Genomic DNA, 12,617 nt, shown 5'->3' on the forward strand with positions numbered 1-12,617 from the left:
CGGTCCCTGTCATATCCAAGGGCGCAGGGGTATGTTATCCGAAAAAGCGTTAAAGACTTTCAAGGCGGGGGCGAATGGCGAAGGACGAAATCCAGAAATCGGACCTGCCGGAGGACGCCTATGCGTTGGATGCCTCCCTCTATGACGATGTTCTGGATGCGATAGAGGCCCAGGACCCGGACCGGATCGCCGCGCTCTTTGAGCCGCTGCACCCTGCCGACATCGCCGACCTTCTGGAACAGATGTCCCATTCGGAACGGGAAGCGCTGCTTCTGTTCTGGAGCGAGGGGATCGACGGCGAGGTTCTGTCGGAGCTTGACGAAGGCATCCGAGAGGATGTGATCGACCTGCTGCCAGCGCCGCTTCTGGCCGAGGCCGTGCGGGACATGGAAAGCGACGACGTCGTCGACCTGCTGGAAGACCTTGAAGACGCGGACCAGCAGGCGGCGATTCTGGGTGCGCTGGACGATGCCGACCGGGCCGCGGTCGAAGAGGCGCTGACCTACCCGGAATATTCCGCAGGCCGCCTGATGCAGCGCGAGGTCGTGCGGGTGCCGGAATTCTGGACCGTGGGCGAAGCCATCGACTTTCTGCGCGCCGAAACGACCGAGCTGCCGGAACAGTTCTATCACCTGATCCTTGTCGATCCGCGCATGAAACCCGTGGGCAACGTGACCCTCGGGCGGCTTTTGTCGACACAACGCAAGGTGGCGCTGCGCGACATTGTCGAGGACACCTTCGTGCTGATCCCGGTCAGCCAGCCAGAGGCCGATGTGGCCTATGCGTTCAACCAGTATCACCTGATTTCCGCGCCCGTGGTTGACGATGACGGACGGCTTGTCGGGGTCATCACCATTGATGATGCCATGATCGTGTTGGAAGACGAGGCCGAGGAGGACATCCTGCGACTGGCCGGTGTCGGTGAGGGCAGCCTGTCGGACAGGGTGCTGGATACCACGCGTCAGCGCTTTCCCTGGCTGTTCGTCAACCTGATCACGGCGATCTTTGCCTCGCTGGTCATTGCGCAGTTCGAGGATACGATCGCGCAATTCGTGGCGCTGGCGGTGCTGATGCCCATCGTGGCCTCGATGGGGGGCAATGCGGGCACGCAGAGCCTGACGGTTGCGGTGCGCGCCATCGCAACACGCGACCTGACCGGGTCGAACCTGATGCGCGTTGTGATGAGAGAGGCCGGGGTGGGCCTGATCAACGGGGTGATCTTCGCCGTGGTCATGGGGGCTGTTGGGCTGTTCTGGTTCGGATCGGCGGCGCTTGGCGGGGTTATCGCGGTCGCCATGGTGATCAACCTGGTGATCGCGGGGTTGGCGGGCATCCTGATCCCGGTGGCGCTGGACAAGCTGGATATCGACCCGGCCCTGGCCTCTGGCGCTTTCGTGACGACCGTGACCGATGTGGTTGGCTTCTTCGCGTTTCTGGGGCTGGCGGCGGTGGTGCTTCTGTAAGCCGTTGGCGGATCAGCCCGCAGGCACCTGCAACGTGATGGTGCGGCCACGCTTCACATATTGCAAAGAGCTTTCGCCGATGGCGGCGACCTGACCGCCATCCAGCCGGTCGCCGACTTCCACGGTCACGAAACGACCAGAGGGCAGGCGCACCAGCGCCCGGCGCGACCCGGATGCGCCGCTGACGCCGATAAGGTTGAGATTGCGCAGGTTGATGCTGCCATCCTCTGCCGCCGCGCGGGTGACCGAGGCGGAACTGGGGATGTCGGGCTCGATCGTGTCCGAGGTGCTGGCGGCCACCGGCGGCGCGGGGCCGCTATTGCCCGCCGCGCGCGCCTGTTCGACCAGCGTGTCGATATTGGCGGGCCGCTGATTGGGCAGGAAGGACACGGCCACCGCAAGCTCGCTGGCCGAAGCCAGATCGCCCGGAGAGGCGTCCGCTGCCGCTTCTTCGGCCGCTGCGGCGGCCTCTTCCTGAAGCGACAGGGGACGGCTCTCTGGCCGGATGGCGGCCAGCTCGTCGAAGGTGATGCCGCCAAGAACCGCACGTTCACGCTGTTCCTGTAGGTCATCGGGGCGGGCTTCGGGGCGGAACGCCTCCAGCAGGGCGGTATCGACCGCACCGGGCGGGATGGTGTCCGCGTCCTCTGGGTCGGGCTCGGTGGCGTCCTCCAGCGCGGCCACCGATTCCGCGGCGGCGGCGGCCAGAACTTCCGGCGCATCACGGGGGCGCGGCACGGCGCTGACAGGGGGGCTGCCAGCATAGACGAGAATGCCATAGGGGGTCATGGCCCCGTCTGGCGTCGGCTCGACCATGGTTTCGGGGTCGAGTGCCAGAAGCGGCCCGGACAGGCCGGAATCGGCGGGGGCCGTGGGCATGTCGCGCGAGGGCCGGAAATCGGGCACCGGCAGTGCATAGGCGTCATGGGCGGCCACCGCCGGATCCAGACCGGCGAAGATCAGTTCTTCCAGCACGGGTTCAGGATCGGGCAGGGTGATGACCGGAGGGCGCTGCCAGATGCCGGTGCGGGCATAGAAATTGGCGTTCTCCTCTTCCGAGGGCAGCACGGTTTCGGGGTCGATCACCGGAGAGGCGACGGGCGCCGGGCCAAGATCGAGATCTTCGGCATCGATATCGGGCAGCAGTTCCGGCGCTACGGGGGCCACCACCGGCGGGTTTGGCGCGTCCTCTGGCGCCAGGCTTGCCATGACCTCGGGCGCATCCTCGGCAGAGGGCGAGGGCGTCGCCAGCAGCGGTGTATCCAGGACCTCGGGTTCAGTTTCGGCGATGATGATTTCATCTTCGCTGCCCATGCCCATCCAGCGGCCAAGCGCGGTTTCAGGCAGGTAAAACGCCGCCCAGATCCCCACCAGCCCCAGCACCGCCAGCAGGATCAGCGTCAGGATCAGACCGGTCTTGACCGAGGGCCCGTTGCGGCCTGTGGCCACCGAGCCACGCGCCAGCAGACCGCCCATGATCGGGGCATCCGCATCGGCGATCTTCGGGGCATTCCGATTGCGTTTGGGCGGCGAGAAGCGACGGCGCGGCGTGTCTTCGGGCGGCGGCGGCGCAATCGTGTCGGTCGCAGCCATGGTTTGTGCGGTGGCGGCGGGCTCCGGTTTCTTCTTTCGGCCAAACTTGCCCAGACCCTTGCGGGGTTTCGGATCTGCTGCGGGGGGCGCCAGATCAGTCGTCTTGTCCGGCTTGGTCTGCGGCGTCGGCGCTTCTGCCGCCCCATCCGCCGCATCCGCCCCGTCCGTCGCGGGCGCAAGCGGTGCAGCATCTTCCGCCTCGCCCTTGCCAAGCGCGCGGAGCCGATTGCCAATGGACGAACGTCCGCCGGACAGACGCCCGGTCAGGCCCGAGGCCGCATCCCGCGCCTTTCCCGTGCCTTCGGTCAACTGGCGCCCGATCCCGGCCATCCGGTCCTTCAGCGAGGTCTTGTCGCCGCGCAGGCTCGGCGGCGGTCCGGCAAAGGGATTATGGCCGGGGGCGGGCGCGTCATCGGGGGTGCGGGAGGCAATCTGCGACTTCAGTCGTGCCAGAGGCGGCAACTGCGGCTCCGGTCCTGCACGAGGGGGGCGCGCCGGGGCCTGTTTCGCATCGTCCGCAGCGCCGGGCGTCGCGGCCTCCGTCTGTTTGCCAGCCTTGCGCGCAGCCCGGCCGAACACCGGTTCCGTCTTTCCTTCGGCTTCGTCCCTGCGCTCACGCGGCAGGGCGGGTTCCTTGGCGGTAGCCGCATCGGCAGCCGTCTCCGCACCGGGGCCAAAGCGCGACTTGCGGGTCCGAACCAGACTGCCCGCCGCCTCCGGCTCGGCATGTTTGCGCCGCGATCCGAACCCGGCTGGCATCTGCAACGCTTCCGCCGTCGGGGATGGGTCCAGGTCCGGGGCCGGGCCGCTGTCGGAGGTCTCATCATCTCCGGGTGGGGCGTGGTCGGGCGCGGTTTCTTCTTCCGCGGCGGCGTCGCTTTCCAGTTCCAGCGGCGTGGGCTGCGCCGGTTCAGCAAGAGACCCGGAAACATCGGGTGTCTCGGGCTGTTCCGGTCCGGCCGCTTGCCGGTCTTCATTCGGATGATCAGGGGGGGCTGCACCCTCGGGAGGCTCTTCACCGGGCTCCGGGATAGCGGGCGCGGCGTCCGGGTCGGGCGCAACAGGGGCTGCCGCTGCGTCGGCCTCACCGCTCTCATCGTTCTGGGGGGCTGCCGTGGCCGGAGCGTCCGACCCCGCGTCCGGCGAAATCTCCGTATCGGCGGGCTCTTCCGACGCGTCCGCAGCCTTGCGGGGGTTGTGCCAGGTATCATGACCGAACTCGATATCGGCGATATCGGCGGTCCAGTCGATCGAACGGTCGAAATGCGCCACGCCGCGATAGCGGTTGTCCAGCGGCCGCGCGCCGAAGCCCGCAGGCGCGAATCCGTGACCGGTCGCGAATTCACGGGCCTCTTCCAGCGTTTCCTTGGCGACGACGGCCAGCTTGACGCGGCCATCCTCCAGCGGGAACCAGTCGAAAACGAGATCGTCGACAGGGTAGGGCGTCAGCCCGTCAAGCCCGGCGCGGATCTGATCCAGCCGGTCCTCCTCATCCGGGCCGGGGGCGGTCAGCGAGGTATAGAGGATCTGATCATCGGGCAGGATCAGAAGCGTTTCGAAATCCTTGCCTGCCCGCTGCTCTGCCAGTTTGCGCAGGACCAGAAGGGACGCCCCCAGATCGGGTACATCCAAAGCGGTATCGCCCAGAACGGCCCAGTGGCCCCCGGGCTGACGATGCGCCAGGGCAATGCCCTCGGGCGAAAGGAACAGCGCGAAATTTGGTGCCATTCAGGTCCTCTGAAGATCGGGGCCGCAATGTTTACCGGGCCCCCTGCCTAACCCTCGCTCTGTATCGCAGAACGTGCGCAAGCAAAACCCGATGCCCGCGCGCCATGGGCGGGTGGGCGGAATTCATCCTAAGCTGTTCACGCATAAGATCAAAGGAAAGTTAACAGATAGGCTCACCTGCCCCGAAAATCCGGACATTCCGCCCTTCTGGGCAGGCCAAACCCACCCGTTACCCCGGTTTCCGAAATGTAAAGGGCGCACCGTTAACCTTAACGCGCGCGCCCTCTCTTTCATCTTGGCAAAAATACCTCGGGGGAGTCGCCGCAAGGCGACGGGGGCAGAGCCCCCTCCACCCTCTCCGCTCAGGCCGTCGCCCTGGCCAGCGCCTGATCCAGATCGGCGATCAGATCCTCGGCATTCTCGATCCCGATCGACACGCGCACCACATTGGGCGCGGCCCCCGCCGCCTCCTGCTGCTCCGGCGTCAGCTGCCGGTGCGTGGTCGAGGCCGAATGGATGATCAGCGACCTTGTATCGCCCAGATTGGCGACATGGCTGAAGATCTCCAGGCTATCGACCAGCTTCACGCAGGCCTCGTAGCCGCCCTTCACCGCGAAGGTGAACAGGGCACCCGCCCCCTTGGGGCAGACCGCCGGAATGCGCGCCGAATAGGGCGAAGAGTCCAGACCCGCATAGGTCACGTAGTCGACGCGCGGATCGTTCTCCAGCCAGGTGGCGACGGTCATCGCGTTCTCCACGTGACGTTCCATGCGCAGCGACAGCGTCTCGATTCCCATCAGCGTGTAATGCGCCGCTTGCGGGTTCATGGTCATGCCCAGATCGCGCAGACCGATGGCGATGGAATGGAAGGTGAAGGCCAGCGGCCCGAAGGTCTCGTGGAATTTCAGCCCGTGATAGGCGGGCTCGGGCTGCGACAGCGACGGGAACTTGTCGGAGGCGGACCAGTCGAACTGGCCCGAGTCGACGATGCAGCCACCGGTGACAGTGCCGTTGCCGGTCAGGTATTTGGTGGTCGAATGCACGACCAAAGTCGCCCCGAGCGAGATCGGGTTGCACAGGTAGGGCGTGGCCGAGGTGTTGTCGATGATGAGCGGCACACCGGCCGCATCGGCGATATCGGCAATAGCGCGGATATCGGTGATGTAGCCGCCCGGGTTGGCGATGGATTCACCGAAGACCGCGCGGGTATTGTCGTCAATGGCATCGCGCACCGCGTCCAGATCGTCGAAATCGACAAACTTTGCGGACCAGCCGAAGCGCTTGATGGTCTGGCTGAACTGGGTGACCGTGCCGCCATAGAGCCGGGTCGAGGCCACCACGTTGCAACCGGGTTGCATCAGCGGGAAGAGCGCCATGATCTGCGCCGCGTGACCCGAGGAACAGCACACCGCGCCAACACCGCCCTCCAGCGTCGCGATACGTTCCTGCAGAACGGCGACGGTGGGGTTCGTCAGGCGAGAATAGATGTAGCCCACTTCCTGCAGGTTGAAGAGCGCGGCGGCATGTTCCGCATCGCGGAAGACATAGGCCGTGGTCTGGTAGATCGGCGTCTGCCGCGCACCGGTGGCCGGATCGGGCCGGGCGCCTGCGTGGATCTGAAGCGTATCGAAGCCGTAGCTGGGGCCGTCTGACATGGTGAAACCTCCCAAAAAGCAGAAATCCCGCAATCATTAGGCGAAGGGGGATGGGCGAACAACCACTCCGATGAGTGAAGAACAAATGTCATGAACGCGCGGGGCATCCGAGATCGGGCGTCCTCGATCAACGCGATAAACGGGACGTCGTTCCCAGGCTTGAGGTCCGCGCGGTCCAAGGGCTTTCGAAAGCCCTTCAAAAAAGGCGTTTCGAAACGCCTTTCCCCGCCCTATTCTTCGGGCAGTTGCAACTCATACCCCGCCTCGGCGAGGGCCGGAATCACCTGGTTGCGCAGGCTGCGTTGGACGATGGGGCCGCGGAAATGCAGGACGACCACGCCTTCGTTATTGATGAAGAATGTCTCGGGCATCGCCACCACGCCCCAATCGCGGCCATTGCGGGCCTCGGGGTCGGCGCCGATGCGGTCATAAGGGTTGCCGAGGTCTTCAAGGAAGGACAGTGCCAGCGACGGCTGATCGCGGTAATTGATGCCAAAGAGCGGATTGCCCGCCTCGGCCAGCGCGGTCAGCGTCGGGTGTTCGGCCCGGCAGGGGGGGCACCAGCTGGCCCAGAAATTCAGGATGATCAACCCATTGCCGCGAAGGTCGTCATCCGACAGCTCCTCGAACTGGGCCAGTGGGCCAAGGTCGAGCGGCGGGGCCGGGTTGCCCTCGCGGGTCGAGGGCAGCGAGTCGGTATCCACCCCCTGCGCCTGATCGTCCTGATTGTTCATCAGCTGCGTGGCGGCCACCCCGAAAAAGCCGAGGGTCAGGACCAGCGGCAGCACCATAAGCCAGTTGAATTTCATGCGGAGCTATCCCTGCGGTTTTCGGCCTCGCGCAGCTGGCGCAGGACCTTGCGGGCCTTCCAGACCGAGGCCGCGATCAGCAGCGCCAGCAGCACCAGCGTCCCGGCATAGGCGGAGAGAACCTCGGTGGCGTAGCGACCCAGATCAGGCATCAGGCGATCCTTTCGCGCTGAATGAGCGCGCGCAGGCGGCGGGCGCGGATTTCGGTTCTGGTGCGGAAGAGCACCAGTGCCACGAACAGGAACACGAAGCCGATGATGCAGGTCCAGAGCGGATAGGCAAAGACATCGGCCACGTTCTCTTCGGCGTCCATCGACAGCGACGCGCCCTGATGAAGCCCCTGGTTCCAGAACAGAAGCGCATAGCGGGAGATCACGGCAAAGACCGTGCCGACAAGGCACAGCACGCTGGTCAGGTCGGCGGCCGCATCGGGGTTCTCCACCGCTTCCCACAGGGCCATGTAGCCCAGGTAGAACAGGAAGAGGATCAGGAACGCCGTCAGGCGCGGGTCCCATTCCCACCAGGTGCCCCACATCGGCTGGCCCCAGATCGCCCCGGTGATCAACCCGATAAGGGTGAAGACCATGCCCACGGGCGCTGCGGCCTTGGCGGCCAGGGCGCTGACATGGTGGCGGCGAATGAGCCAGATGAGCGAGGTCACCAGCATCATGAACCACGCGCTCGACCCCATGATCGCAGCGGGCACATGGATATAGATGATCTTGACGGTCGATCCCTGGCGGAAATCGTCGGGGGTGAAGAAGAAGCCCCAGATCAGGCCACCCACGACCAGAATGGCCGCAATGACAGACACCCAAGGCAGAAGCGCGCCCGAGGTGGCCATGAATTTGCGAGGATTTGCATATTCCCAGATCGACATGGGGCGGAACTTACGGTGCGATTGTTGCGCTAACAATGGGTTCGGTTGCCGCGCCCCTAGCGCAGATTGACGCGGAGGGCGGCAGCGGCGGCAAAAGGCATGGCGGCGGCGGTCAAAAAGGTGATTCCAGCCAGCAAGGCAAGGGGTGTCAGCGCATCCATGCCTTCGGCCCCCCGGCGGGCGGCTTCGGCCCCGAACAGAAGGGTGGGAACGTAAAGCGGCAATACAAGAAGGGATAGAAGAAGTCCGCCGCGTTTCAGACCCACGGTCAGGGCCGCGCCAAACGTGCCGATGGCTGACAGGGCCGGGGTGCCGAGCGCCAATGATGCGATGAGCCAGGGGAACCCTTCGGGGGGAAGGTTCAGCAGGATCGCCAGCACCGGCGCGGCGGCGACCAGAGGCAGGCCGGTGGTGATCCAGTGGGCCAGCGCCTTGATGCCCGCAACGGCCTCCAGCGGCAGGGGCGAGGTGGCAAGGAGTTCCAGAGAGCCGTCTTCCCAATCCAGCGCGAAGATCCGGTCGAGCGACAGCAGGCAGGCCAGCAAAGCCCCGATCCAGAGGATGCCCGGCGCGATGCGGGTGATCATGCCGGTTTCGGGGCCGATGCCGAAGGGCATCAGGACGGTGACAATGAGGAAGAAGGCGAGGCCAAGCCCGAACCCGCCGCCTGCGCGGATCGCAAGCCGAAGATCTCGTATAAGAAGTCCGATCACAGCGCGCCCTCCGACAGGAAGGGGTCGGCTTCATCCGCTTGCACCGGCCGGTTGCGCCGGGTGAAGGGGCTGATGTCGAGGCTGCGAGCGGTTGGAAGGCCAAGGTCGATATGGGTGGCAATGACGGCGCTGCCGCCGTTTGACAGATGCGCCTCGACCGCGCGGGCGAAGCGGGCGACATTTTCGACATCCAGCGACACTGTGGGCTCATCGAGGCACCAGACGGGCCGCCCGGTGACCAGCAACCGCGCCAGCGACAGACGGCGTTTTTGCCCCGCAGAGAGGTTCCCCGCGCGGCGGTCCAGCAGGTCACCCAGATCAAAGGCCTCTACCGCTGCGTCAATGCCGGTGGCACCGAACACCCCGGCCCAGAAACGCAGGTTCTCCGCCACCGACAATTGCGCCTTCAGCCCGTCGGCATGGCCTGCATAGGCGATCCCGTCATCGGGCGCGTCGATGCGGCCTTCCAAGGGCGGGGTCAGCCCGGCCAGGGTGCGCAACAGCGTCGTCTTGCCAGCGCCGTTTGGGCCGCGCAGGATCAGCGCCTCGCCGGGTGCGACGGCAAAGCCGACACCGGTCAGCACCTGTATGCCGCCACGGGCGCAGGACAGGGAATGGACGCTCAGACTCATGCCCTCAGCCCTAGCCGAAACCGGCCCGGTGGGGAAGCGCCGCGGCGGGTCCATATCGGCGCATGGGGCAGGGGGCGGGAAAAAAGCGCGCATTTAGGTATGCAACGGCATACAAAATCGCCGCACCCCCCTTGAACGACTCCTGTTATGCTGGCATAGCCCGCGCAGCACGTACCCACATCGTCTGGAACGAGGGAGGCTCTCCATGCCCATCACTGTCGGTCAGGACACCGCAAAGACCCGTAAAACGCTTACGGTCGGCGATCAGTCCATTGCCTATTACTCCATCCCCGCCGCCGAGGCTGCCGGGCTTGGCACATTCTCCAAACTGCCCGCTGCGCTGAAAGTGGTGCTGGAAAACATGCTCCGCTATGAGGATGGCAAGACCGTCTCGGTGGACGACATCAAAGCCTTCTCCGATTGGGCCGACAATGGCGGCAAGGGCGACCGGGAACTGGCCTATCGCCCCGCCCGCGTTCTGATGCAGGACTTCACCGGCGTTCCCGCCGTGGTCGATCTGGCCGCGATGCGCGACGGCATCAAGGCGCTTGGCGGTGACCCGCAGAAGATCAACCCGCTGGCCCCCGTCGATCTGGTCATCGACCACTCGGTCATGATCGACTATTTCGGCAATCCGCGCGCCTTCCAGATGAACGTGGACCGCGAGTATGAGCGGAACATGGAGCGGTATACCTTCCTCAAATGGGGTCAGAACGCGTTCAACAACTTCCGCGTGGTGCCGCCGGGCACCGGCATTTGCCACCAGGTGAACCTGGAATACCTGGCCCAGACCGTTTGGACCGATGTGGACCAGAACGGCGAAACCGTTGCCTATCCCGACACGCTGGTCGGCACCGACAGCCACACCACCATGGTCAACGGCGCGGCCGTCCTGGGCTGGGGCGTTGGCGGCATTGAGGCCGAGGCCGCGATGCTGGGACAGCCGATTTCCATGCTGATCCCCGAAGTGATCGGGTTCGAGCTGACTGGCGAGATGGTCGAAGGCACCACCGGTACCGACCTGGTGCTGAAAGTCGTCGAGATGCTGCGCGCCAAGGGCGTGGTTGGAAAGTTCGTCGAATTCTACGGCGCGGGTCTCGATCACCTGCCGCTTGCGGACCGGGCCACCATCGCCAACATGGCCCCGGAATACGGCGCCACTTGTGGCTTCTTCCCGATCGACGACGAAACGCTGCGTTACCTGCGCACCACCGGCCGTGACGAGGACCGGATCGCGCTGGTCGAGGCCTATGCCAAGGAAAACGGCTTCTGGCGCGGCGCGGATTATGCGCCGGTCTACACCGACACGCTGCATCTCGACATGGGCTCCATCGTGCCCGCTATCTCCGGCCCCAAGCGCCCGCAGGACTATGTGGCCCTGACCGAGGCGAAAGCCGCCTTCGCCAAGGAAATGGCCGAGACCTTCAAGCGCCCCATGGGCAAAGAGGTTGCCGTCGAGGGCGAAGATTACACGATGGAATCGGGCAAGGTCGTGATCGCCTCGATCACCTCCTGTACCAACACCTCGAACCCCTATGTGATGATCGGCGCGGGCCTTGTGGCGCGCAAGGCGGCGGCCCTTGGCCTTGACCGCAAGCCCTGGGTGAAGACCTCTCTCGCTCCCGGCTCGCAGGTCGTGTCCGCCTATCTGGAGGCCGCTGGCCTGCAGGAAGACCTGGACAAGGTCGGCTTCAACCTCGTGGGCTATGGCTGCACCACCTGTATCGGCAACTCCGGCCCGATCCAGCCGGAACTGTCCAAGGCGATTGCCGAGGGCGATCTGGTGGCGACCTCTGTCCTGTCCGGCAACCGCAACTTCGAGGGCCGCATCAGCCCCGATGTGCGCGCCAACTACCTGGCCTCTCCGCCGTTGGTTGTGGCCTACGCTTTGGCCGGGACCATGGATATCAACCTGGCGACCGACCCGATTGCCCAGACCCCCGAGGGCAAGGATGTCTACCTGAAAGACATCTGGCCGACCGCCAAGGAGGTCGCCGATCTGGTCGCTCAGACCGTCACCCGCGAGGCGTTCCAGGAGAAATATGCCGACGTCTTCAAGGGCGATGAAAAGTGGCAGGGCGTGGAAGTGACCGAGGCCGAGACCTATGACTGGCCCGCCTCCTCGACCTACATCCAGAACCCGCCCTATTTCCAGGGCATGTCCAAGGAACCCGGCACCATCTCGAATATCGAGGGCGCCAAGGTGCTGGCGCTTCTGGGTGACATGATCACCACCGACCACATCAGCCCGGCAGGATCGTTCAAGGACACCACGCCGGCTGGTCAGTACCTGATCGAGCGTCAGGTTCCGGTGCGCGAGTTCAACTCCTACGGCTCGCGTCGCGGCAACCACGAGGTCATGATGCGCGGCACCTTCGCCAATATCCGCATCAAGAACGAGATGCTGGATGGGGTCGAGGGCGGCTACACCAAGGGCCCCGATGGTCAGCAGACCTCGATCTTCGACGCGTCCATGGCCTATCAGGAGGCAGGCACGCCGCTGGTGGTCTTCGGGGGCGAGCAGTACGGCGCGGGGTCGTCCCGTGACTGGGCCGCCAAAGGCACCGCTCTGCTCGGCGTCAAGGCCGTGATCGCCGAAAGCTTCGAGCGTATCCACCGCTCGAACCTGGTGGGCATGGGGGTAATCCCCTTCGAGTTCACCGGCGGCGACACCCGCAAATCGCTCGGCCTGACCGGTGAGGAAACGGTGGCGATCTCGGGTCTGGACACCATCCAGCCGCTGCAGGAAGTGCCCTGCACGATCACCATGGCGGACGGTACGGTGAAGAACATCCTGCTGAAATGCCGGATCGATACCGCGATCGAGATCGAATACATCGAACATGGCGGCGTCCTGCACTATGTGCTGCGCAACCTCGCGAAGTCGTAAGGACCGCTCGTAGGGTGGGCAGTCTGCCCACCTTGCCTTTCAACATCCCGAAACCCCGGCCATCGCGCCGGGGTTTTGCCGATTTTGGGCCTGATGGCTGGATGGTGGGCAAACTGTCTACCCGACACTTGCTTGACCTTCCAGCAGTCAGGTTAGCTATAACAAGACGTGCTCGTTAACAATTGAATCAGTCTCGACAACTCAGGCTGGGGGAACTGGCACCTATGGCTTCGATCGGCAACTTGTACTTTCAC

The 12,617-nt window shown here is 64.8% G+C and carries 9 protein-coding genes; 2 read left to right on the forward strand and 7 right to left on the reverse strand.

Annotated elements, in window-relative coordinates:
- Window positions 1–74: 74 nt before the first annotated feature.
- Entirely contained in the window at window positions 75–1,463 is a 1,389-nt protein-coding gene (mgtE, locus tag RBB16_RS12720; RefSeq protein ID WP_306046526.1) for a magnesium transporter, read from the forward strand.
- A 12-nt stretch (window positions 1,464–1,475) separates the two neighbouring features.
- Here mgtE and RBB16_RS12725 read toward each other — a convergent pair whose 3' ends face one another.
- From RBB16_RS12725 to ccmA, 7 genes are all read right to left on the reverse strand, one after another.
- On the reverse strand, window positions 1,476–4,784 hold the full coding sequence (locus RBB16_RS12725; protein WP_306046527.1) for a hypothetical protein: 3,309 nt from the start codon (window positions 4,782–4,784) through the stop codon (window positions 1,476–1,478).
- A gap of 362 nt (window positions 4,785–5,146) precedes the next feature.
- The gene (locus RBB16_RS12730) at window positions 5,147–6,439 is read right to left on the reverse strand and encodes an O-acetylhomoserine aminocarboxypropyltransferase/cysteine synthase (RefSeq protein ID WP_306046528.1); all 1,293 of its coding nucleotides are present in this window, start codon (window positions 6,437–6,439) and stop codon (window positions 5,147–5,149) included.
- Window positions 6,440–6,669: 230 nt separating this feature from the next.
- Window positions 6,670–7,248 (reverse strand): DsbE family thiol:disulfide interchange protein, encoded by a 579-nt coding sequence (locus RBB16_RS12735; protein ID WP_306046529.1) that lies wholly within the window; start codon window positions 7,246–7,248, stop codon window positions 6,670–6,672.
- Window positions 7,245–7,400: a heme exporter protein CcmD gene (gene ccmD, locus RBB16_RS12740; RefSeq protein ID WP_321184859.1), complete on the reverse strand. Its 156-nt coding sequence runs from the start codon at window positions 7,398–7,400 to the stop codon at window positions 7,245–7,247. Before ccmD ends, RBB16_RS12735 begins: the two co-directional genes overlap by 4 nt.
- Window positions 7,400–8,128 (reverse strand): heme ABC transporter permease, encoded by a 729-nt coding sequence (locus tag RBB16_RS12745; RefSeq protein ID WP_306046530.1) that lies wholly within the window; start codon window positions 8,126–8,128, stop codon window positions 7,400–7,402. The genes ccmD and RBB16_RS12745 overlap by 1 nt, the downstream gene beginning before the upstream one ends.
- A 56-nt stretch (window positions 8,129–8,184) precedes the next feature.
- Window positions 8,185–8,841 carry a heme exporter protein CcmB gene (gene ccmB, locus RBB16_RS12750; protein ID WP_306046531.1) on the reverse strand — a complete coding sequence of 219 codons (657 nt, stop codon included), beginning with the start codon at window positions 8,839–8,841 and terminating at the stop codon, window positions 8,185–8,187.
- The gene (ccmA, locus tag RBB16_RS12755) at window positions 8,838–9,473 is read right to left on the reverse strand and encodes a heme ABC exporter ATP-binding protein CcmA (RefSeq protein ID WP_306046532.1); all 636 of its coding nucleotides are present in this window, start codon (window positions 9,471–9,473) and stop codon (window positions 8,838–8,840) included. Before ccmA ends, ccmB begins: the two co-directional genes overlap by 4 nt.
- A 205-nt stretch (window positions 9,474–9,678) precedes the next feature.
- Between ccmA and acnA the strand changes: the two genes are divergently transcribed.
- A complete protein-coding gene (acnA, locus tag RBB16_RS12760) occupies window positions 9,679–12,363 on the forward strand; it encodes an aconitate hydratase AcnA (protein WP_306046533.1) in 2,685 nt (894 codons plus the stop codon).
- The last annotated feature ends 254 nt before the right edge of the window (window positions 12,364–12,617 follow it).

Source organism: Nioella sp. MMSF_3534, from assembly GCF_030732985.1.
Taxonomy (GTDB): Bacteria; Pseudomonadota; Alphaproteobacteria; order Rhodobacterales; family Rhodobacteraceae; genus Nioella.